24 protein-coding genes are annotated in these 22,897 nt (G+C 37.6%); 16 read left to right on the top strand and 8 right to left on the bottom strand.

The window, feature by feature from the left end; translation table 11 throughout:
• Positions 1-215 precede the first annotated feature (215 nt).
• Positions 216-1,628 (bottom strand): alanine/glycine:cation symporter family protein, encoded by a 1,413-nt coding sequence (locus SP041_RS10300; RefSeq protein WP_137297702.1) that lies wholly within the window; start codon positions 1,626-1,628, stop codon positions 216-218.
• Positions 1,629-2,362: 734 nt separating this feature from the next.
• On the opposite strand from SP041_RS10300, the gene SP041_RS10295 reads away from it, so the two are divergent.
• Positions 2,363-3,982: a GGDEF domain-containing protein gene (locus SP041_RS10295; RefSeq protein ID WP_137297701.1), complete on the top strand. Its 1,620-nt coding sequence runs from the start codon at positions 2,363-2,365 to the stop codon at positions 3,980-3,982.
• A gap of 124 nt (positions 3,983-4,106) precedes the next feature.
• On the opposite strand, the gene SP041_RS10290 is transcribed toward SP041_RS10295, so the two are convergent.
• Both SP041_RS10290 and epmB read right to left on the bottom strand, forming a co-directional pair.
• The gene (locus SP041_RS10290) at positions 4,107-4,427 is read right to left on the bottom strand and encodes a hypothetical protein (protein WP_137297700.1); all 321 of its coding nucleotides are present in this window, start codon (positions 4,425-4,427) and stop codon (positions 4,107-4,109) included.
• A 133-nt stretch (positions 4,428-4,560) separates the two neighbouring features.
• The gene (gene epmB, locus SP041_RS10285) at positions 4,561-5,577 is read right to left on the bottom strand and encodes an EF-P beta-lysylation protein EpmB (protein WP_137297699.1); all 1,017 of its coding nucleotides are present in this window, start codon (positions 5,575-5,577) and stop codon (positions 4,561-4,563) included.
• Between the two features lie 29 nt (positions 5,578-5,606).
• Between epmB and efp the strand changes: the two genes are divergently transcribed.
• Positions 5,607-6,176, top strand: a complete 570-nt coding sequence (efp, locus tag SP041_RS10280) for an elongation factor P (protein WP_137297698.1) — start codon at positions 5,607-5,609, stop codon at positions 6,174-6,176.
• Between the two features lie 109 nt (positions 6,177-6,285).
• Here efp and frdD read toward each other — a convergent pair whose 3' ends face one another.
• From frdD to frdA, 4 genes are all read right to left on the bottom strand, one after another.
• Positions 6,286-6,687, bottom strand: coding sequence for a fumarate reductase subunit FrdD (gene frdD / locus SP041_RS10275; protein ID WP_137297697.1), 402 nt, complete (start codon positions 6,685-6,687; stop codon positions 6,286-6,288).
• A 10-nt stretch (positions 6,688-6,697) separates the two neighbouring features.
• The gene (locus SP041_RS10270; protein ID WP_137297696.1) at positions 6,698-7,087 is read right to left on the bottom strand and encodes a fumarate reductase subunit C; all 390 of its coding nucleotides are present in this window, start codon (positions 7,085-7,087) and stop codon (positions 6,698-6,700) included.
• A gap of 79 nt (positions 7,088-7,166) precedes the next feature.
• Entirely contained in the window at positions 7,167-7,940 is a 774-nt protein-coding gene (locus tag SP041_RS10265; RefSeq protein WP_137297695.1) for a succinate dehydrogenase/fumarate reductase iron-sulfur subunit, read from the bottom strand.
• A gap of 2 nt (positions 7,941-7,942) precedes the next feature.
• Complete coding sequence (gene frdA, locus SP041_RS10260; RefSeq protein ID WP_137297694.1) at positions 7,943-9,712, bottom strand: fumarate reductase (quinol) flavoprotein subunit; 1,770 nt, start codon at positions 9,710-9,712, stop codon at positions 7,943-7,945.
• Positions 9,713-9,932: 220 nt separating this feature from the next.
• Between frdA and epmA the strand changes: the two genes are divergently transcribed.
• From epmA to SP041_RS10245, 3 genes are all read left to right on the top strand, one after another.
• Positions 9,933-10,913, top strand: a complete 981-nt coding sequence (gene epmA, locus SP041_RS10255; protein WP_137297693.1) for an elongation factor P--(R)-beta-lysine ligase — start codon at positions 9,933-9,935, stop codon at positions 10,911-10,913.
• Positions 10,914-10,953: 40 nt separating this feature from the next.
• On the top strand, positions 10,954-11,181 hold the full coding sequence (locus tag SP041_RS10250) for a hypothetical protein (protein WP_137297692.1): 228 nt from the start codon (positions 10,954-10,956) through the stop codon (positions 11,179-11,181).
• 99 nt (positions 11,182-11,280) lie between these two features.
• Complete coding sequence (locus SP041_RS10245; protein WP_137297691.1) at positions 11,281-11,541, top strand: DUF4404 family protein; 261 nt, start codon at positions 11,281-11,283, stop codon at positions 11,539-11,541.
• A gap of 193 nt (positions 11,542-11,734) precedes the next feature.
• Here the strand turns inward: SP041_RS10245 and rpsT are convergent, their stop codons facing one another.
• Entirely contained in the window at positions 11,735-11,995 is a 261-nt protein-coding gene (rpsT, locus tag SP041_RS10240) for a 30S ribosomal protein S20 (RefSeq protein ID WP_028867309.1), read from the bottom strand.
• Between the two features lie 306 nt (positions 11,996-12,301).
• Here rpsT and murJ point away from each other — a divergent pair, with 306 nt between their 5' ends.
• The 11 genes from murJ to SP041_RS10185 all read left to right on the top strand — a co-directional run bounded on the left by murJ (position 12,302) and on the right by SP041_RS10185 (position 22,896).
• Complete coding sequence (murJ, locus tag SP041_RS10235; protein ID WP_137297690.1) at positions 12,302-13,861, top strand: murein biosynthesis integral membrane protein MurJ; 1,560 nt, start codon at positions 12,302-12,304, stop codon at positions 13,859-13,861.
• 109 nt (positions 13,862-13,970) lie between these two features.
• Positions 13,971-14,915 carry a bifunctional riboflavin kinase/FAD synthetase gene (gene ribF / locus SP041_RS10230; protein ID WP_137297689.1) on the top strand — a complete coding sequence of 315 codons (945 nt, stop codon included), beginning with the start codon at positions 13,971-13,973 and terminating at the stop codon, positions 14,913-14,915.
• Between the two features lie 25 nt (positions 14,916-14,940).
• On the top strand, positions 14,941-17,775 hold the full coding sequence (gene ileS, locus SP041_RS10225) for an isoleucine--tRNA ligase (RefSeq protein WP_025564874.1): 2,835 nt from the start codon (positions 14,941-14,943) through the stop codon (positions 17,773-17,775).
• Between the two features lie 93 nt (positions 17,776-17,868).
• A complete protein-coding gene (gene lspA / locus SP041_RS10220) occupies positions 17,869-18,411 on the top strand; it encodes a signal peptidase II (protein ID WP_051368561.1) in 543 nt (180 codons plus the stop codon).
• Complete coding sequence (gene fkpB / locus SP041_RS10215) at positions 18,401-18,883, top strand: FKBP-type peptidyl-prolyl cis-trans isomerase (RefSeq protein ID WP_025564872.1); 483 nt, start codon at positions 18,401-18,403, stop codon at positions 18,881-18,883. The genes lspA and fkpB overlap by 11 nt, the downstream gene beginning before the upstream one ends.
• 117 nt (positions 18,884-19,000) lie before the next feature.
• Positions 19,001-19,945: a 4-hydroxy-3-methylbut-2-enyl diphosphate reductase gene (gene ispH, locus SP041_RS10210; protein WP_025564871.1), complete on the top strand. Its 945-nt coding sequence runs from the start codon at positions 19,001-19,003 to the stop codon at positions 19,943-19,945.
• Positions 19,946-20,223: 278 nt separating this feature from the next.
• Positions 20,224-20,739, top strand: a complete 516-nt coding sequence (locus SP041_RS10205; protein WP_025564869.1) for a GspH/FimT family pseudopilin — start codon at positions 20,224-20,226, stop codon at positions 20,737-20,739.
• Positions 20,740-20,741: 2 nt separating this feature from the next.
• The gene (pilV, locus tag SP041_RS10200) at positions 20,742-21,233 is read left to right on the top strand and encodes a type IV pilus modification protein PilV (RefSeq protein ID WP_025564868.1); all 492 of its coding nucleotides are present in this window, start codon (positions 20,742-20,744) and stop codon (positions 21,231-21,233) included.
• Positions 21,221-21,982 carry a PilW family protein gene (locus SP041_RS10195; RefSeq protein ID WP_025564867.1) on the top strand — a complete coding sequence of 254 codons (762 nt, stop codon included), beginning with the start codon at positions 21,221-21,223 and terminating at the stop codon, positions 21,980-21,982. The genes pilV and SP041_RS10195 overlap by 13 nt, the downstream gene beginning before the upstream one ends.
• A gap of 4 nt (positions 21,983-21,986) precedes the next feature.
• Complete coding sequence (locus tag SP041_RS10190; protein ID WP_025564866.1) at positions 21,987-22,469, top strand: PilX N-terminal domain-containing pilus assembly protein; 483 nt, start codon at positions 21,987-21,989, stop codon at positions 22,467-22,469.
• Between the two features lie 7 nt (positions 22,470-22,476).
• Complete coding sequence (locus SP041_RS10185; protein WP_037049388.1) at positions 22,477-22,896, top strand: type IV pilin protein; 420 nt, start codon at positions 22,477-22,479, stop codon at positions 22,894-22,896.
• Position 22,897: the final 1 nt, after the last annotated feature.

Raw genomic sequence — 22,897 nt, 5'->3', positions numbered from 1 at the left:
GCGCATAGGTCAGTTGTTTATATGTTTTCATTGTTGCACCTCTTGCCGGAGAAAAAGCGATAAGCATATCTTCAGCTGATCGTCTTTTCTACCAATTCAAGTTATGCACTTATGATCTGAATCCAAGACTTAAATAAGAGGTTCTAATAACTGATTAAATAAAACCAGAGAATCCATTGCTCTGGTTTTATTTATAATAGAAGCTAAGTAAGGAGTTACTTTTTAGCTTCCCATATTCCTGGCTCTATTTTCTTATCTAACTCTGGCATTTTAGTACGGTCGAACGTAGGTACTTTGCCCGCATTAAGTTGCTGGTTGTAATCTTTCGCTAATTTAATGACTTCATTAGACAGTAATAAAATAGCGATAAGGTTAACGATTGCCATTAAGCCCATCGATACATCAGCTAAAGACCAAATAACACTATTACTCTGTGTTGCACCAAACAAAATCATACCCAGCACTGCAATACGTAAAACGATTAAACCACGTGTATTTTTATGTTGTAAAAATACTAAGTTTGTTTCTGCGTAAGAGTAGTTTGCAATGATTGAAGTGAAGGCAAAAAATAACAATGCAATCGCAACAAAAGAGCCACCCCAGTCACCGACTTGGATGTCCAGTGCACGTTGTGTTATTTCAACACCGCCCATTCCAGAGAATGACTCTAAGCCACCTGATAACAAGATAATCGATGCTGTTGCTGTACAGATAATAATAGTATCGATGAAAACACCCAACATTTGTACATAACCTTGTGAAGCAGGATGTGGCGGATAAGGAGAAGCCGTTGCTGCTGCATTAGCGGCACTACCCATACCTGCTTCATTCGAGAACAATCCACGTTGAACACCGGTCATGATCATTGCACCAAATGCACCACCGGTCGCTTCTTGCCAACCAAAGGCTGAGTCAAAAATAAGACCAAAAATACCAGGCAGTTCAGTGATGTTAATTAGCACAACGTAAGCAGCGATAAGTAAGTAAACTAATGCCATTGCTGGCACAATTTTTTCAGCTACTTTTGCAATACCACGAATACCAGTAAAAATAACGGCTGCCGAAATAAGCGCTAAAACAATACCGACAGTTAATTTATCAAATTGGAATGATTCATGTAATGCGGCTGTAATTGAGTTTGCTTGCACAGCATTAAATACTAAGCCAAATGCGATAATCAGGAAGATAGCGAATAAACTACCCATCCAGCGTGCATTTAAACCACGTTCCATATAATAAGCAGGACCGCCTCGGAAGTTGCCTTCTTCGTCGTGTACTTTATAAGCTTGAGCCAGTGTACTTTCAGCGAAGCTGGTTGCCATCCCTAATAATGCAATTAACCACATCCAGAAAATAGCACCTGGACCACCTACAGTAATAGCGATCGCTACACCTGCTAAGTTACCTGTCCCTACGCGTGCTGCTAAGCTGGTGGATAATGCTTGGAAAGAAGAAATGCCTTCTTTGTCGGACTTGCGACTTCCTTTCATGACCGTAAAAGTATGAAAGAAATGACGGAATTGAATAAAACCTAATCTTATTGTGAAATAAATCCCTGTTCCGATTAATAAATAAACGAGGATTTGCCCCCATAATAAACCATTCAAAGTATTGAGAAGCGATAACATAAGGATACCTTTTTATTATATTGCGCGAGTCCCTTTAAATTATTAAAACGCAATTGGATAATGAATAAGCGCGCGATATTAGCAAATATCATGTTGTTTTGCTGATTTTTATAATTGAAAGGTAAATTGCTTAATAAAGCGCTTATTATTTGCTCATACTGCTTCGTTTCAACCCGCTTTTAATCGTCACTGCTAACTTAAAGAACGAACTTTTAATCTTTACAGATGATTAATATCATCAGCCAAATAAGAGGATTTATTTAAACAAGTTTTGGTGATTAAAAGGGGAGTACTTTACGTCATATTTAAATAATACATTTTATATTTGGGCATAAAATTGAAGTAGTCGCATTAAGATATATTCAATTAAATATTTGTTTTTATTATAAATATTTGATTTTATTTGTTTTTTAGCTTGTTAGGTGAAAATGGAAGCTTGATGCTATTTCAAAATGTATTAAATTTATTTTTATTTCATTTTCTAGTTTAATACCTCTAATTTGTTGGCTTTATTTGAAAGTGTTTACTAACTTTATTTTGTTTTTTTAAAAGTGAATCATTGCAATTAACTCAGAAGTTATTATAAAAATATCAGTGATGATCATAATTTACTCAGTTTATTTGATGTTTAATGTATAATCATTTTTCATCTGATTTAATTGGCGCTTTATTTATTTATTATTTTATAAGTTTAGGTAACAGGAAGCCAATAAGAAATTAAGCTCAAGGAAGATATGCCTCGATTACGACATAGATTAAGTTTACGCGTAGTTACGCTGACGATTATGCTAGCAATTATGACTGCGATAGTAGGAGTTTCTGGCATTCTGTCATTAAAAGAATTTCAAGAAGACTATGGAAAAGTAAAAGATAACAACTTTGAAATGCTGCTCAACATGACAATGCTGAAAGTACAAAGTAATGAAGTGCTTACTGCCACTACCGATATGTTCTTAGCTGAAAATGAAAGTGACCTACGACGATTCAATCTTTACATCAAAGATAGAGCTGCTTGGATAGATCAATTATCAGAAGAGTTGGCTAATCGAGTTGATAATGCTCAAGAGTTGTTTCTTTTGAAGTCCCGTCTATATGAACAAGTTAAAGATATTTCTGATGGAATGTTTAAAAAAATAGCGTTGTCAGAGGCGTTATTAATTGAATATAAAAAAGTAGAAACCTATAAGCGTTTACAAATGAAAGGCGGTAACTCAGAGATTGCGTTGATGGCTGATAATGTAATGTCCCTGTTTAATTCAATGGACCAGAAAAGTTTATTGAGCCAAGAAAAGCCGACTATAGAAAAAGTTAAACAATTTATTTTACCGCTTAAAAACACCATTTCAGAACAAGAATATAATCAATTATCTACTTTGTTTCTGGATACTCCTTCTTTAACGTCTACTTATCAACGCTATTTAGTGCAACTCGAAGTGCTCAATGTACTGAAGTCAGAAAATGCGCAACTGAGTCAATTAGTCACTTCTGTGACTGGTGAAGCTATTTTAGCGGCACAGAAAAGCTTTTTGAATAATTTGAATAAAGTAGAAGAAAAAATAACGGTCCGTAAATCTCATTTATATCTGCTTTTGTTTGCCTCTTTTATCATTACATTAATGTTAGTGTTATTGCAGATAGGCTTTTTACGTCGAGTACATCTTATTCGTAAAATAATTGATGCGGGCGATGCTAAAAATCAATTTCAAATTCCAGTTAGTGGACGAGATGAAATTAGTGAAATGGCGAAGTCAGTTAAAAAATATATTCAAGAAATATTAGAAAAAGAACAACAAGTTACTGAAACCAATAAAAAGCTAGAGCACTTGGCGATGCATGACGGATTAACTAATATTTATAATCGTCGCTATTTCGATGCCAATCTTGAGCAAGAGCATCTTCGCTATTTACGTTATAAAGAGCCTTATTGTTTAGCGATGTTAGATTTAGATCTCTTTAAAAGTATTAATGATACTTATGGGCATGATATAGGCGATAAAGTGTTAATCGATTTTACGAGTCGCGTTTCTAAACAACTTCGTGAAACCGATCTCTTTGCTCGCTTAGGTGGAGAAGAGTTTGGTCTGTTAATGCCTCGTACTTCTGAAAGTAGTGCGCTTATTTTGATGGAGCGTATTAGAGGTCATATTAATTCTATGCCGTGTATTGCCGATGATTTCCATATTGATTTTTCTGTCAGTATTGGATTAGTTGAGGTGCAAAATATTGATGACATGCATGATGTGCTAAAACAACTAACGTTGGCCGATAAAGCATTATATGATGCGAAGAAAACTGGGCGTAATAGGGTGTGTGTGTATCAAGGTGAGCCGTTGATTACTCACCAAATAGCGTAGTCATTTATATCGCTATAGTTAAATATACCTATCTAACTAATGATTCATTTCACTCTTTAAGTCGCTATTTAAGTGACTATTTATAAGTAACTATTCAACTAGTTACTTAATAGTTTTTAAATAGTTATTTCGTTTTTAAATTTTCTTTAAAAGCATTCAACATTTTAAATAATAATTCAATTTTAACGACGATAGCAGGTAATTGCTTCATGTAATGTTCTTCTGTATCTGTTTGAATCGCTTGTAAATCTGCTGCTAATTCTTCTACATACGGTAAAAACGTATCTGCATGTTTTGTAAATGGCGTATCGTCTGCAAAAATATGTGCAAAACCTGCCGTTTTTTGTTTACGTAATTCACTTAATGCTTGGTCGGCATCTACCGCTCGATGGTAAATGATTTTAATGTTTTCTTGAAGCTGTGCTTGCACGCTTTCTTTGCTCATCATTGTCTCCTGTGCAATTTAGTCATTTAACTTAGCCATTTAACTTAGTCACTTAACTTAGTCACTTAACTTAGCTATTTAACTTAGTTATTTAACTTGGCTATTTAACTTGGTCATTTAATAATATTGGTCATTATAACGAATGTATTAAGGTTTTGCTTTGTTGTCCTGCAATTTCTCTACTTAAGCGCGGTACTAAGTAACCGGGTAGTTCGCTTTGCATGGCTTTGTGTAATTGCTGTGCTTGTTTTTCAACGATATCAAAATGTGCCGCACCTTGGACTTTATCAAGTAAAAATAGGTAATAAGGCAGAATATTAACTGAAAATAAAGCTTCACTGAGTGCGACAAGCGATTCAGCATCATCATTCACACCTTTTAACAGTACGCTTTGGTTCAATAGCTGGATGCCAGCTTGATGACAGCGTTGCATCGCTTGTGCAAAGTCATCGTCAATCTCTTGTTGATGATTAATATGCAATACTAAGACGATTTTGAAGCGGCTTTGTTGTAAACGATCGGCCAGCGCTTGAGTGATACGAGAGGGGATCACGACAGGTAATCGAGTATGAATGCGTAAACGTGTTAATTGTGGCAACGCTTCTAGTTGCGTTAGTAATTCAAATAACTGTTTATCTTTACTCATTAGTGGATCGCCACCACTGAGGATCACTTCATTTACGTCAGGATGTGCTTGTATATAATTAATAATCTCGACTATCTGAGATTTGTTAATATTATTATCAGCGTAAGGGAAATGACGTCTAAAGCAATAGCGGCAATTGATCGCGCATCCTGTTTTTAAAATGAGTAAAACACGGCTTTTATATTTGTGTAATAAACCTTGTTGATTGTTGTTTTGTTCTACTAATGGATCCGTTGTAAACCCCGATACTATCAATTCTTCGTCGTTAATCGGTAGGACTTGTTTTAATAAAGGATCGTTAATATTACCTTTTTGCATTTTCTTTATGAACGGTAAAGGCACCAACATTGGGAATTGTTTTCTAGCAAGTTGACTAATTAGGTCATTTTCCTGCTCAATCTCCAATATTTCCAATAGTTGTAGTGGATTTTTAACCGCATTCGCGAGTTCCTTTTGCCATGTTGGCAAGTCAGCGGTATTATTCACGTTAATTATTTCAGGCATTTTTTATCAGTTTAGTAATAGAGGTTATAATGGCAACATATAGTACCAGTGATTTTAAAGGCGGGCTAAAATTCATGCTCGATAATGAGCCATGTGTGATCATGGAAAACGAGTATGTTAAACCTGGTAAAGGCCAAGCATTTAGTCGTGTTAAATATCGTAAGCTAATATCTGGCAAAGTGGTAGATAAAACATTCAAATCAAATGAATCAGTTGAATCTGCTGATGTCATGGATTTCGACTTAGCTTATCTTTATAACGATGGTGAGTTCTTCCATTTTATGGATAACGATACATTTGAACAGATTGCTGCTGATGCAAATGCAGTGGGCGATATGGACAAATGGTTAGTAGAACAAAATATTTGTACTATCACTACGTGGAACGATGCACCGATTGCTGTTATGCCACCTAACTTTGTTGAGTTAGAAGTGACTGAAACAGACCCAGGTCTTAAAGGCGATACTGCTGGTACTGGCGGTAAACCAGCTACGTTATCAACAGGCGCGACTGTACGTGTTCCTTTATTCATCCAAATTGGTGAAACCATTAAAGTTGATACACGCAGCGGCGAATATGTTGGTCGTGTAAAAAAATAAGTGATTGAATGCATTAGCGATTGTTAATGTTTCATCGAAAAAGGAAAACCAGCATTCAGCTGGTTTTTTTATGTGTGGTGTTTTTTAATCATCGTCATATTAATGCAGGCTACTGAGTTAGCATTTGCAATAATAAGGTAAAAACAAACACACTGACGGCGAATGCGAATCCATAGCAAATCACCTGTTGCCAATCTCGACCACGCTTAATGCCAAGGTCATGTAGTGAATGAAAGATACGGTGTAGCGTATGCCATAAAGGTAATGCGACTAATACCAAGATGATAGCGGCGCCATACCAACTACTGGCAAATCCGTGTAACTTATCGTAACTTAGATGGTCAGCATCAATGATCCCTAATGGAATTAATAACCCTGTCACTAATACCATTACTGGTGTTAGAAATGCAGTTAACATGCCGCCTGCACCAAATAGCCCCCAAAAGACAGGTTCATTTGAGCGAATATATTTTTTCTCTTGTAATGCATTGGTTGTTGGTTGAACGTTCATGGAACCTCCTTTAAAGCATGATGACGATTAAGCAAAAGATAGTAACAATAGTAAATGTTATGTAGTGACCCGCTACAATCAATTTTCCATCTAATGGTTTACCTTTGATATAAAGGTCGACTGCTTTCGGTGCTAATGAAAACCAAGTAATGGTGTGGTACAAAGCAATCAATAGCACTAGTAGATGGAAAACGATTGAAACTGGGTGTTGTAAGGCACTTAACCAAGCATTGAAGGCTTCTTCTCCTTGGCTTAAACGGAAAACTCCCCAAGCTAAGATAAGGCTATAGAGTGTGATGAAAATACTGCTGCCTTCTCGAATCATATATTTACTGTAAAATATGTTTTTTAACCACCAGTCATTGTTCATTTCACGTCGATAAGGTTTACGTTTACTCATTTTATTTACTCCAAAATAACGTCACGTCAAAAGCATTCGCTTCTTTGTGGTCTCTAATATTAGCAATGTACTTGTCACATTAATCAGGTTTGAACATGCCAATTAAGTAGTCTTTACTGCTTTCGACTTTTAATAATTGGATAGCAGCAGCGGGGTCAACTCCCTTAGGGCAAACTACCGAGCAATAACCAACAAAAGTACAGGACCAAACGCCTTGTTCTTGGTTTACTATTTTCATTCGTTCAGCGCTACCTGCGTCGCGGCTATCACGGTTATATCGTGCTAATAAAGCTAAGGCGGCGGGGCCTGTAAAACTTTTATCTAATCCATATTGTGGGCAAGCCGAATAGCAGAGGCCACAGTTAATGCACATGGAGAATTTTGCGTATTTTTCCATTTGTTCAGGTGTTTGTTGGTAAGTGCCTTCCGATAGACATTTCTCATCACGTTCAGGAATAATGTAAGGTTTGATTTCTTCTAGTTTTTTAATGAAGTCATCCATCACCACCACAAGATCGCGTTCAATTGGGAAGTTAGCTAAAGCTTCAAGTGTCACTTTCTGTGGGTAATAATCTCGTAGGAAAGCCTTACAACCTAGTTTTGGTATGTTATTAACCATTAACCCGCAACTGCCGCAGATAGCCATTCTGCAAGACCATCTGAAGCTGACACTACTATCTAAATGATCTTTAATATATTGCAGTGCCTCTAAGATCGACATATCGGGGTGGTAGGGGATTTCAAACCCTTGTGGAAACGGTTTTTCATCTTGTTCTGGACGATAACGAAGGATCTCTATTTCAATGACTTTATCGACGACTGCTTGTTGAGCATGAGTAGCTTGAGTTGACATGATCATTTCTCCTTCGTTTCAGAAGCTGCACCGTATACTCGTTCAGCAGGTTGGCTTCTGGTGATAGTGACATCGGAGTATTTTATAATGGGTGCTTTATCCGCTTGATAGTAGGCTAATGAGTGTTTTAAGAAATGCACATCATTGCGTGTATTAAACTCATCAATACGTTGATGTGAGCCACGTGATTCTTGACGAGCAATCGCACTATGGGCAATCGCTTCTGCGGTATCTAATAAATAACCTAACTCAATGGCATATAAAAACTCTGTATTGAAGACGCTGGATTTATCATTTATTTTAATGTGTTGATAACGCACTTTTAATTCAGCTAATGTATCAATCGTTTTCTGCATTGAGGCTTGTATTCGATAAATACCAACACCTTCTTCCATACAGTCGCCCATTTCTTGGCGTATATCGGCCATTTTTTCGCTGCCATTACTGTTTAATAAGGCTTCTGTTCTAGCGATGATCTTTTGTGCTTTTTCTTGTAGTGGCTGGGTAGCTTGATGTTCTGTTTGTTGCGCATACTCTGCAGCTTGTTGACCTGCTAATTGGCCAAAGACAGCGAGTTCTGACAGTGAGTTTGACCCTAAACGATTTGCGCCATGTAAGCCGACTGAAGCACATTCTCCAATGGCATATAATCCCGTTAAGCTGGTGGCTGTTTTAGCATCAGTTGCAATACCGCCCATCGTATAATGCACGGTTGGTCGAACTGGGATTGGTTCATGGACAGGGTCAACACCGACATAAGCTTTAGCGAGTTCTCGAATAAAGGGTAAGCGCTCATTAATTTTAGCTTTACCTAAATGACGTAAATCGAGATAAACCACATCACCTCGGTCGCCAGTGATCACATTGCCTTTTTGTTGTTCTTGCCAGAAGCATTGGCTTATTTTATCTCTTGGGCCTAATTCCATGTGTTTATTTTTAGGCTGTCCAAGGGGCGTTTCTGGGCCTAGACCGTAGTCCTGCAAATAGCGGTATCCATTTTTATTGATTAATACACCGCCTTCACCACGGCAACCTTCCGTCATTAAAATGCCTGAGCCGGGTAAACCCGTTGGGTGGTATTGTATGAATTCCATATCTCGCAATGCAACACCGTGTCGGTAAGCGAGAGACATTCCATCTCCAGTGACGATGCCGCCGTTAGTGTTATAGGTATATACTCGACCTGCACCCCCGGTGGCCATGATCACTGATTTTGCTTGAATTAGTTTTGCTTCACCTTCTGCAATATCAAGAATGACCACGCCTTGAATTTTGTTATCTTCAACCACTAAATCAAGACAAAAGTGTTCATCAAAGCGTGTTATTTTAGGATGTTTAAGGGAGGTTTGGAAAAGCGTGTGTAGAATATGAAAACCACTTTTATCAGCGGCAAACCAAGTCCGTTCTTTTTTCATTCCACCAAAAGCACGAACATTAATATTGCCGTCGGCTTTGCGGCTCCAAGGGCAACCCCAATGCTCTAATTGAGTTAATTGCTTCGCTGCGTTTTCGACAAAATATTGCACTACATCTTGCTCGCACAACCAGTCACCACCTGATACGGTGTCATCAAAGTGTTGATCTAATGAATCACTGTCTTGTACTACGCCTGCTGCACCGCCTTCAGCTGCAACAGTGTGACTACGCATGGGATATACTTTGGATATAAGCGCGACATTAAGCTGTGGGTAGTTTTCAGCGATTTCTATAGCCGCTCTTAACCCTGAACCACCTGCACCGATAATAGCGACGTCTGTTTTGATTATTTGCATAATTTTCTCCAACAAAATGACAAACTGCTTAATATTTAGTCTATCAGTTAGCTTGGAGAAAACTTTGATCGAAACAGGGTAAAATTAAAACTTTCATCGGCAATATAAATTAAGGGATTAGCGAGTAAATAAAATGCTTTAAACATGCTTAAGTTGGAGCAGGATAGATTCCAGAAACCGCAAAGGTTAGGTAAACTAGGCTTTTAAAAAAGGAGCTCCAATGAACTGGTTACCAAGTGCTTCGCTGGCACAATTAAGTGCGCGTGCGGTTATGTTAAAAACGATTCGAGATTTTTTTAGCGACTTACAAGTATTAGAAGTTGAAACGCCTTCTCTCAGCCAAGCCGCAGTGACGGATGTACATCTTCAATGTTTTAAAACGCAGTTTGTTGGTCGTAATATTAGTGATAAGCCGTTAGTCGATGGTGGTGTGCCATTATATTTACAAACCTCACCAGAGTTTCAGATGAAGCGTTTATTAGCGGCTGGTAGCGGTTCAATTTATCAAATATCAAAAGTATATCGAAATGAAGAATCGGGACGTTTTCACAACCCTGAGTTTTCTTTGTTAGAGTGGTATAAAGTAGGCTTTGAGCATCATCAATTAATGGATGAAATGGCGACGTTATTAATGTTGATTCTAAACTGTAATACACCGAGTCGTTGTAGTTACCAAGAGGCCTTTTTATCTATTTTGCAAGTTGATCCATTAACGGCAAGTATCGAAGAGCTGAAGTTAGCAGGCGCACATTTGCAGTTAGGTGACGTGCTTGATAATGAAACAGATAAAGATACGATTTTACAGCTGTTATTTTGTATCGCGATAGAATCTAAAATAGGGCAAGACGAACCTTGTTTTGTTTATGATTTTCCTGCCTCACAAGCGGCTCTCGCTAGAATTAATACACAAGATGATCGTGTTGCTGATCGTTTTGAGGTGTATTATAAAAGTGTTGAGTTAGCGAACGGCTTTCATGAACTCAATAACAGTGAAGAGCAATTAAAGCGTTTTCAAGCGGATAATCAATTACGAGTAACGATGGGCCTACCGGAAATGCCGATAGATCATAAATTTGTCGCTTGTTTAGATCATTTACCTGATTGTGCAGGTGTCGCTTTAGGCTTAGATAGATTGTTAATGCTCTCTACTGAACAAAAGCACATTAATGATGTATTAAGCTTTAGTGTTGATAATGCGTAAACGTATTACATTAAAACCGTCGATAAGATAAGGGATTAAAATGGCAAGGTTATGGCTAACGGATAAAAGCTATCCTATTTGGAGCTATGTTTTACGTATTGCTTATTGGTTGATGGCGATTTATTTATCAAGCCTGTTTTTGCAAGCTTATCAAGATCAAAGCTGGTTTAAAGTTGGGTTGATAGTGATCAGTATTTTGTTTGTGATCATCTTTTTAGTGTTCACTCGTTTTATCGACCGATTTTTAAAGGTGCCTGTAAAGGACTGATGCTACAATGAAAATAAGCAGTTTAAGTGTTCAGTGTAGAAATGCTTACCACTTAATCATGTTTCGTATCACTATCTATTATTTAAAACTGAGGTGTGTATGCCAATCAAAAAAGTACAATCTGAATTTAAGAAGTTATCTGATGTGTTATCTGAAGGTTTAGTTGCAGATGAATGTACCGCAGGTGAATTACAAAAAGTACATGACCAATTACAACAAGCTATTATGTCTGGTGATCCTGCTCAGTTAATTCGTGATAAGAAAATATCACAACAATTATTAATGTTTGAAGAAACAAATCCAGTTGTTGGTAAAGTTGTTAAAGATTTAATGAATGCATTATCAGGAATGGGTATTTAATTGAGCTCTACCTTTTGTGAAGTCTTTCTTGAAAGGTAGCTTTTTAAGATTTGATATTGAAAGTGAATATTTAAAACTAAATATACACAGCTAAATATACAAAAGAAGTAAATTTGAAAATATAGACATAAAAAAACCGACACTAGGTCGGTTTTTTAATATCTTAAAAAAAAGGCAGATTCTTAAATAAGAATTAAAGCGCTTTAATTTTAGCAGAAAGACGGCTTTTCTTACGAGCAGCCATGTTTTTGCTGATCAGACCTTTAGTTGCGTAAGCATCTAAAACTGATTGTAATTTAACGAACTCAGCTGTAGCTAGTTCTTTGTTTGCAGCTTCGATTGCAACAACAACTTTCTTGATGAAAGTACGCATCATTGTACGACGACTTGCATTATGTTTACGGCTTTTTTCAGATAATAAAGCACGTTTTTTAGCAGACTTGATATTAGCCAAGACCTTAACTCCTAAATTCTGTATAACAAGGGATAATCAAAGGTCGTGGAATATGCCTTGTAACACGTATATTGTCAAATGGTTTCTTATTAACCAATAAAATAACTGGTAACGAACCAGGTGGATGGTTAAACTGCGCGCATTTTATACTCAACCCATTACAGATGCAAATGAAGAGTCGAATGTTTTGACGATATATTGCCTGTTAAATCTATTAAATTTAACTAAAGCGTGTATTTTATCATTCTGAATCTCATCTTTTAATACGTTGAGTCTTATTCCATCTTTGCCTTTAGGAAATCAAGTGTGAGTAAAAAGCTAATAAAATCAGGCATGATCGTAAGTTCTATGACCTTAGTCTCTCGCGTTTTAGGGTTAGTCCGCGATATTGTTATTGCAAATTTGATGGGAGCAGGAGCCGCAGCAGATTTATTTTTCTTTGCTAATAAAATTCCTAACTTTTTACGTCGTTTGTTTGCAGAAGGTGCATTTGCACAAGCTTTTGTTCCTGTATTAACCGAATATGAAAAAACACAGTCACGAGATAAAGTAAAAGAACTCATTTCTGCTGTTTCAGGTACTTTAGGTACTATTATCACCGTTATTACCATTTTAGGTGTTATCGGCTCTTCGGTTATTACGGGGTTATTTGGTTTTGGCTGGTTTTTAGAATGGTGGAATGGTGGTCCTGAAGCGTATAAATTTGTATTAGCGTCAGACATGTTAAAAATTACTTTCCCGTATTTATGGTTTATTACGTTTACTGCCTTATCAGGTGCGATTCTTAATACGTTAGGGAAGTTCGCTGTCGCTGCGTTTACACCGGTATTTTTAAATATTGCGATTATTTCCTGTGCTGTGTTTCTCTCTCCACAACTCGCTCAACCTGAAATTGGTTTAGCGATCGGTGTATTCATCGGTGGTTTGATTCAGTTCTTATTCCAAATTCCTTTTTTGAAAAAAGAAAAATTGTTAGTGAAACCAAGTTGGCAATGGCATCACCCTGGCGTTGTTAAAATCCGTACCTTAATGATTCCTGCTTTGTTTGGGGTGTCAGTGAGCCAAATAAACCTGTTGTTAGATACGTTTATTGCCAGCTTTTTACAAACGGGCTCTATCAGTTGGTTATATTACGCTGATCGTTTATTAGAGTTTCCGTTAGGGCTGTTTGGTATTGCGATTGCGACGGTTATTTTACCAAGCTTGTCTTCTTCTCATGTTAATAAGTCTGCTGAAGGTTTTTCTAAAACCTTAGATTGGGGCATTCGCAGCGTGTGTTTTTTAGGTTTTCCTGCGATGTTAGGTTTAATCGTGTTAGCAGAACCCATGTTGCGTGTTTTATTTATGCGTGGCGAGTTTGATATGCAAGATGTCAGTATGTCGGCGATGAGTTTATGGGCTTATGCCAGTGGCTTATTAAGCTTTATGTTAGTTAAAGTCCTCGCGCCAGGCTATTACTCGCGCCAAGATACCAAAACACCGGTTAAATTTGGTGTGATAGCGATGGTGAGCAATATGGTGTTAAATGTCATCTTTGCTGTGCCTTTTGGTTATGTTGGGTTAGCGATTGCCACGTCATTGTCTGCTACGTTAAATGCTGGTTTATTATGGTTTGGCCTCTATAAGAGCGGTGTTTACCAAGTACAGAAAGGCAGCGTGGCTGTATTAATTCGAATTATCGCATCAGGTTTAGTGATGGTTGCTGCTTTGTTGTATATGACACCAAGTCTTGTCATGTGGGCGGGTTTTGGTTTACTTGAATCAATCATGCAATTAATCGCTTTGATTTTAGGTGGTGCAGCTATCTATTTAGTGAGTAACTTTATTTTTGGATTACGACTAAAGCATTTTAAGGTAAGTCGTTAGAATTAATCTTAAATCGCTAAAATGAAAGCTGATTACTTTGCAGCCTTAATATATAATCAGCTCTTTTATATTTTCAACGCTATTTTTGGCAATTAATTATGACATTATCATGGAATTAATACGCGGAATTCATAATCTACAGCATCAACCACAAGGTTGCGTGTTAAGTATTGGCAATTTCGATGGCATTCATCTTGGCCATCATGCTGTTTTGTCTCGCCTGCTAGAGGAAGCTAAACGCTTACAAGTGCCTGCGACGGTCATGACCTTTGAGCCTCAACCTGCTGAATTGTTTGCAGGTAAAAATGCACCTGGTCGATTAAGCCGTTTACGTGATAAGTTCGTACAACTTGAAAAATTAGGTTTAGATAGCTTACTGTGTGTGTCTTTCACGCATAAATTTGCGAATCTTAGTGCGAATGATTTTATTGAGCAGTTATTAATTAAAAAATTAAATGTTAAATTCCTAGTGATTGGTGATGATTTTCACTTTGGTTACCAACGTTTAGGTGATTTTGCACTGCTAAAAGAAGCAGGCGAAAAATATGGCTTTGAAGTTGTTGATACAAAAAGCCTGTCGCAAGATGCTTGTCGTGTTAGTAGCACTCGTATACGTAGTGCATTAGCAAAAGGGCAATTACAACAAGCAGAGCAAATGCTAGGTAGAAAATATAGTATTGCTGGCCGTGTTGGACATGGTAAGAAGTTGGGCCGTACAATAGGTGTTCCAACTGCAAATTTATTTTTAAAGCGTCGCGTTTCACCTGTTTCGGGTGTGTTTGTTGTGTCAGTACTGGGTGTTGGTGAAGAAAGTATTGGTGAGCAAGTTTATCGTGGCGTTGCAAATATTGGTTGTCGTCCGACCGTTAATGGTGAAAGGCAACAATTAGAAGTGCATATATTTGAGTTTGAAGGCGATTTATATGGCCGCCAGCTTGAAGTGTTACTTGAGAAAAAATTACGTGATGAAGTGCGTTTTGATTCATTCGCGGAACTAAAAGTACAGATTGATAAAGATATTCAGCAAGCTAGAGAATGGCATCAGCTTAATTAATAGAACGTTAGATGGAATAAAACCGATGAGTGATTACAAAAGTACATTAAATTTACCAAAAACTGGTTTCCCGATGCGTGCAAACTTGGCTAATCGTGAGCCTAACATGCTTAAAAATTGGTACAAACAGGATCTTTACGGAAAGATTCGTGCTGCCAAGAAAGGTAAAAAGACATTTATTCTGCATGATGGTCCTCCTTATGCAAATGGCGATATTCATATCGGTCACTCGGTTAATAAAATTCTAAAAGATATTATTGTTAAATCTAAAACATTATCTGATTTCGACGCGCCTTACATTCCTGGTTGGGATTGTCACGGTCTGCCTATCGAGCTTAAAGTTGAGCAAAAGCATGGTAAGCCAGGTAAAAAGTTAACCGCTGCTGAATTCCGTGTTAAGTGTCGTGAATACGCTGCGCGTCAAGTTGACGGTCAACGTAAAGACTTTAAACGTTTAGGTGTGTTAGGTGAGTGGGATAACCCATACCTAACGATGAACTTTAAAACGGAAGCAAATATTGTTCGTGCATTAGCGAATATCATTAAAAATGATCATCTACACAAAGGTTCTAAACCTGTTCATTGGTGTACAGATTGTGGTTCTGCATTAGCGGAAGCTGAAGTTGAATATGAAGATAAATTATCGCCAGCCATTGATGTTGCCTTTAATGCCGTTGATAGCGATGCGCTACTTGCTTGTTTTGATAAGCAAGCTGACGACTTTGGTCAAGGTGTTATCTCAGCAGTTATCTGGACAACAACACCTTGGACTTTGCCAGCTAACCGTGCCATTGCATTAGCTGCAAAAGTTGAATACTCTCTGATCGAGGGGGGTGGACGCCGCTTTATTCTTGCAACTGACTTAGTTGCTGATTGTATGACACGTTACGGTATTGAAGAGTTTACTACGTTAGCAATCGCAACAGGTGCCGCGTTAGAGAAACAATTATTCCAACATCCATTCTTAGATTTACAAGTACCAGCGATTGTTGCTGATCATGTGACTATCGATGCGGGTACGGGATGTGTACATACTGCTCCTGGACATGGCCAAGACGATTATTCTGCTGGTTTGAAATACGATTTAGAAGTGGCTAACCCTGTTGGTGATAACGGCGTATTCCGTGAAGATACTGAATTTTTTGCTGGTTTACATGTATTTAAAGCTAACGATACAGTACTGGAAGTATTAACTGAACGTAATGCATTAATCCATCACGTTAATATTAAGCACAGTTACCCACATTGCTGGAGACATAAAACACCAATCATCTTCCGCGCAACGCCACAATGGTTCATCTCTATGGATCAAAAAGGGTTACGTGACAGTGCATTAGCAGAGATCAAAGATGTTAAATGGATCCCAAGCTGGGGCCAAAACCGCATTGAAAAAATGATTGAAGGTCGCCCTGACTGGTGTGTTTCTCGCCAACGTACATGGGGTGTTCCAATTACGTTGTTCGTGAATAAAGAAACAGATGAATTGCACGAAAACTCTATAGAAATGATGGAACTGATTGCACAAAAAATCGAAAAAGAAGGTATTCAAGCTTGGTTCGATTTAGAGCCTGAATCTTTATTAGGTTTTGAAGCAGAAAAATTCCGGAAAGTAACGGATACGTTAGATGTTTGGTTTGACTCTGGTACTACGCACGCATCAGTTGTTGGCGTTCGTGAAGAGTACACGAAAGAAGATGGCACACAGGCGTCTGCTGATTTGTATTTAGAAGGCTCAGATCAACATCGTGGTTGGTTCCAATCTTCACTATTAACGAGCACTGCAATCAATGGTGTTGCACCTTACAAAGAAGTGTTAACGCACGGTTTTGTAGTGGATGGCGATGGTAAGAAAATGTCTAAATCACTCGGCAACGTCATGTCGCCACAAACAGTGATGAATGACCTAGGTGCTGATATTTTACGTTTATGGGTAGCTTCAACAGATTACACCGGTGAAATTACCGTTTCCGATGAAATCCTAAACCGTAGTGCCGACAGTTACCGCCGTATTCGTAATACGTCACGCTTCTTATTATCAAATTTAAATGGGTTTGACCCGCAAACTGATTTAGTCGCACCAGAAGAAATGGTGGCGCTGGATCGTTGGATAGTGGCTAAAGCATTAACCATGCAAAATGAAGTGATTGAAGCGTACGATAACTACAATCTACATGTTGTTTACCAAAAATTAATGCATTTCTGTTCAATTGACTTAGGTAGTTTCTACTTAGATATTATTAAAGATCGTCAGTACACAGCGAAAACAGGCAGCAATGCTCACTTAAGTTGTCAGACTGCTCTTTACCATATTGTTGAATCATTAGTACGTTTAATGGCGCCTATTCTAAGCTTTACCGCTGACGAAATCTGGGGACGTTTACCGGGTGAGCGTAACGAGTTTGTGTTCACTGAAACATGGTACGAAGGTTTATTTGGTCTAACTGATAATGAAGTATTAGATAACGATAAATGGACTCAAATTATTGCGGTACGTGCTGAAGTGAATAAAACACTAGAACTAGCTCGTAAAGAAACAGTGATTGGCGGTGGGTTAGAAGCAGAAGTCACTTTATATGCTTCTGAAGAAATTAGCACATTATTAAGTACGTTAGACGATGAGTTACGTTTTGTCTTGATTACTTCACAAGCGGCTGTTAAACCTTTAACTGACGCACCTGCTGAAGCGGTAGCAACTGAACTTAAAGGTTTATCTGTACTCGTACAAAAAACTGAAGCGGCTAAATGTGACCGTTGTTGGCATCATCGTGAAGAAGTTGGCCAAGATGAGAAGCACCCTGAGTTATGTGGACGTTGTATTACTAACGTTGACGGTGAAGGTGAAACGCGTCAATTTGCTTAATTAAGCCATGACTTTGTGAATTAGTTTGTATTAAACGCCTTAGTTATGAAAATGATTTAAGGCGTTTTTTTTAAACTTTTTATTGGAAATATTATGACTCAAACATCATCAGCCACTATCTTGAAACCTCGTTCAGGTTTACCTTGGTTATGGTTAACAATAGTGGTTTTATTACTCGATCAGTTAACCAAATATTTGACGGTACAAATGTTAGATTTGTACCAATCATATGAAGTGTTATCATTTTTTAATTTCACTTATGCGCGTAATTACGGCGCTGCTTTTAGCTTTTTAGGTGATGCAGGCGGTTGGCAAAAATACTTGTTTAGTGGCATTGCATTCGTTGTTTCTGCTTATTTATTATATTCCATGAAAACGACCAGTGCTAAACAACGTTGGATGAATTGTGCTTATGCATTAGTTTTATCGGGCGCGGTGGGCAATGTATTAGATCGGTTAATCTTTGGTTACGTTGTTGATTTCTTAGATTTTGATTTAGGTTTTTACCGTTGGCCAACCTTTAATATTGCAGACATTGCTATTTTTATCGGTGCGGCAATGATTATTATCGACTCATTATTTTGGGCTGAAAAGCGCGAAAAACAAAAAATAAAGGACAGCAGTAATGACAGTTAAAATGGCAAATGAAGCGGCAGTTAATAAAAATGAAAGCAAAACTATCGGTGCAGATAGTGAAGTGTTAATGCACTTTTCAATTAAATTATCAGATGGTTCTGCAGTTGATAGTACTAAAGTTGATAATAAGCCTGCTAAATTTGTAATGGGTGACGGTAGCCTAACGCCTGGTTTTGAAGAGTGTTTATTAGGTTTAGTTGAAGGAACATCTGAAAGCTTCACTTTAGCGCCAGAGTCTGCTTTTGGTTTGTCTAACCCTGATAATTTTCATTATGTAGACCTCAGTAAATTCTCAACGGACGTACCGGCAGAAATCGGCACCATCATTACCTTTAATCAACCAGACGGTACTGAACTGCCTGGTATTATTCGTGAAATTGTTGCTGATAGTGTGACGGTTGATTTCAATCATCCTTTAGCTGGCCAAACAGTTACTTTTGAAGTTGATGTGTTAGAAGTTTTACAAAAGTAGTTGTTATTCGTTATGTGCTTAAGTATTTTCTAGTGATGTGCTAGTCATATTCTTCGGTATATTATTAATAAAATCTGCCCATTACCTTATTAATCAAAATGTTATATTGAGAGTGTTATGAAAATTATTTTAGCTAACCCACGTGGCTTTTGTGCCGGTGTACATCGTGCGATCAATATTGTTGAGCGTGCATTAGAGCTATTTCCTACGCCAATTTATGTGCGACATGAAGTTGTACATAACCAATATGTCGTTGATGATTTAAAAGCGCGTGGTGCTATTTTTGTAGAAGAACTTGATGAAGTGCCTGACGATAATATTGTTATTTTCAGTGCTCATGGCGTAGCACAGAGTGTGCGAGAAGAAGCTAAACGTCGTGAATTGAAAGTATTCGATGCAACTTGTCCGTTAGTCACCAAAGTCCATATGGAAGTGACGCGTGCTAGTCGCCGTGATCAAGAATGTATTTTGATTGGTCATCATGGTCACCCTGAAGTAGTGGGCACAATGGGTCAATACGACAGTGAAAAAGGCGGTATTTACTTAGTTGAATCAGCAGAAGATGTTGCATTGCTTGACGTTAAAAACGCTGAAAGTTTATGTTATAGCTCTCAAACAACTTTATCGGTAGATGACACTGCAAACGTTATCGATGCTTTGCGTGTGAAGTTCCCTATGATTGAAGGACCGCGTAAAAACGATATTTGTTACGCGACACAAAATCGACAAGATGCTGTTAAGGATCTTGCTGATAAAACAGACTTAGTCTTAGTGGTGGGATCTACCAATTCATCAAACTCTAACCGCTTGCGAGAGAAAGCCAATAGCGCCGGTGTGGATGCTTATTTGATCGATAATGAATTCGATATTCAAGCGGAATGGTTTGAAAATGTAAAATGTGTTGGTGTGACAGCTGGTGCATCTGCACCTGATGTTTTAGTACAAGCCGTTATTAAAAAGCTGCAAAAAATGGGTGGCAACGTAGTTGTTGAAAATCCAGGTGTAGAAGAAAATATCGTGTTTGAAGTCCCAGCTGAATTGCGTATTAAACAAATCGATTAATACTTATAAAAATGATTTATAAATCATTTTTTATTGTCTTCTTGTACTACTTAATAGGTGTTAAAATAACATTTTACACCTATTGGAACCCATTGTTTTATAACATAAAAGTAAAGATATTTGTTGTTTTTAGTTTATATAATTTGAATTTGATCTCATTAATTGAGCGAGTTTATTTAAAGGGCTAATACAATATTTTTTTTATATAAAAATCGTTATATAAGGAGTAATCTAAGAATCATTATCCAGAATACTCTCTCTATATAACAAAGGATGTTATGAATTGTTTTCACCACACAAGTTCTAAGCATGGCTTCACATTAATTGAAATACTCATTACGATTGCCATTGCCGCTATCTTGCTAAGTATCGTTGTTCCTTCTTTTACTAGCCTTATCGAATCAAGTAAAGCGCGTACTACGCGTGACAGTTTGATCAGTTCAATCTATGCAGCTAAACAACAAGCCCAAAGTGAGCGAGTAAATGTTTATCTTTGCTCATCATCAAATGGTACTAGCTGTGATGCGACAACAAGCTGGGGAACCGATTGGTTAGTTTATGAGGATAATGATAGTAGTGGCGGTTTAAATAACAATGATATTATTATTATTAATGGCAGTTCTAAAACTAGCTTAATTAAAAGCACAGAAAGCCAAATTAAATTTACACCCACTGGTCATTCATCTGCTAATACATTTCAAGTCTGTGGTAATACTGATAACAGTGTCGTTTATGTAATAGAACTAAATCGAATGGGGCGAGTTAGTCATGAAAACGCTGCAGGGAATTGTTAATAATGAATAAAAATAAAGGCTTTAGCCTCATAGAAGTATTAATTGCTCTGATTGTTGTTGCTGTTGGAGTGCTCGGCCATGCAAAAATGCAGGCAAAGTCAATGAGTTTAGTTCAACAAGGATTCTTTGCTCAGACTGCTAACACTGCTCTTTTGGATCTCGCCCAACGGATACGTTCTAACCCAGACCTAGCTGGTAGCTTTGTTTACAGTAATTTATCTAGCGGGGATGATATAACCTCTAATAAAAACTGCTCAACTAATGCGTGTACTGAAAGTGAATTTGCCACCGCAGAGCTAGCTGAATGGTTTGATCACCTACAAAATAATTTACCTTCACCGCGCTTTTCCATTGCGGTTGATTCCTCAGACGTCAACCTTTACAACTTAATGTTAATTTGGGATGCAGCAAAAACTGGGGTGGGCAGTGCGACTTGTGATACGTCAGTATTAAACTCATATCAATGTGGGAGTATGTCTGTATGGGTTCTGTAAATAAATTAAATAAAGGCTTTAGCTTAGTAGAATTAATGATCGCAATGGTTGTGTCTTTGTTTATTTTGGCTGGTTTGTTTTATTCTGTTATGGGAGATATGCGTTCTTATGAGTCTGCTAGAAGTTCTCAAGAATTAGTTACAAAAGGCAGGATGGCAGTACAGACACTAAGACTATATATACAACAAGCAGGTTTTAGAGATATCACCGCTTTAAAAAATGAAACCGTCTTTAACGCTGGTACTTCTAATGTAGGAGGTACTTGGGGATATGGTCAAGTCGTACAAGGAATGACCAGTTCCGATGATATCGATGATGAAAAAGTAGACTCTGATATTTTAGTTGTTAGGTTCTTAGGGGCGGCTGACATTGGCATTGTATCCTGTGTTGGAGATGATTTAGATGAAAGTACTAGTAACGAAGTTACATTGTATGTAAACAGCAGTAATCAACTGATGTGTAAAGATAATGATGATGCTGCTGAAGTTTTAGACGAGGGCATAGAGTTTTTAGAAATACTGTATGGAACTGAAGATGATTATCGTTATTTTACTGCTTCTGAAGTCACTGATTGGACAGATGTAAATCGAGTTAAGGTTGGTTTATTGCTATCAACGGAAGTAAGTGCTCATGGTTTAACGAACAGTAATAGTTATACTATTTTTAATCAAACGATTGATGCTGCTAACGATACTAATTATAGATCTGTTGTCATGGAAACCGTACTTATTGGCAACCAAGGAGGATAATGTAATGAAAATAAATAAAAAATCAGAAAACGGAGCTGCATTAATTACTTCGTTATTAATGGTGCTCGTTATTTCTATCTTAGGGATTGCTGTTAGCCAACAAGTGATTGCATCGAGAAAAGTCAGCACTGCAAATTATGACCAAACTTTAAGTTTTAATAGTGCAGAGTCAACATTAGCTGCTGCGCATAGTGTTATTGCGGAAAATTTTTTAGATCCACCAACTCTTTTGTCATTAGCTATTGATAAGAACACGACAAGTAATTGGTGGAGAACCGATGCTAATTGGAATGCAGCTACAGCGTTAAGCTCTGCTATTTCGGAGGGTAGTGTGACGCCTTCTTACTTAATTGAGAATGATGGAACCGGTGGCCTAGCTGTTGGTACTGGAGAACTTTCAAAGCGTTTTTACCGTGTCACTGTAAAAGCGCAAGGGAAAGGTGACTCAGTTGCTTATCTACAAAGCTATTATGTTACTTTGGAGTAATTTTAAGATGCTTCGTCGTAATAAAAGAAAAAGTATGGGGTTTACGTTAATTGAGTTGTTAATTGCTATCGCGATTGTTGGTATTTTAGCTTCTATTGCTTACCCTAGTTATAAAGGGGTCTTAGAGAAAACAAGAAGACAAGAAGCAATTAGAACATTATTAGAAGCGTCACAATTAATGGAAAGTTATTATGCAATGAACTTGAATTATAGTGGTGCTATATCGGGTGGGGTTATTACCGTATTCACAGAAAGTGACGAATTCAGCGAATTATATACGTTAACTGGAACGGCAGCGGCAGGCTCATCATCTTTTACATTGTCAGCTACACCAATCACTACTGGTGCACAGGGCGATGATGAATGCGGTACATTAACAATTACACATACTGGTAGCACTGGTGCTGATACATCTGATTGCTGGTAGT

Source organism: Psychromonas sp. SP041, assembly GCF_000470315.2.
GTDB lineage: Bacteria > Pseudomonadota > Gammaproteobacteria > Enterobacterales > Psychromonadaceae > Psychromonas.
This window is presented reverse-complemented; position numbering and strand designations above follow the sequence as displayed.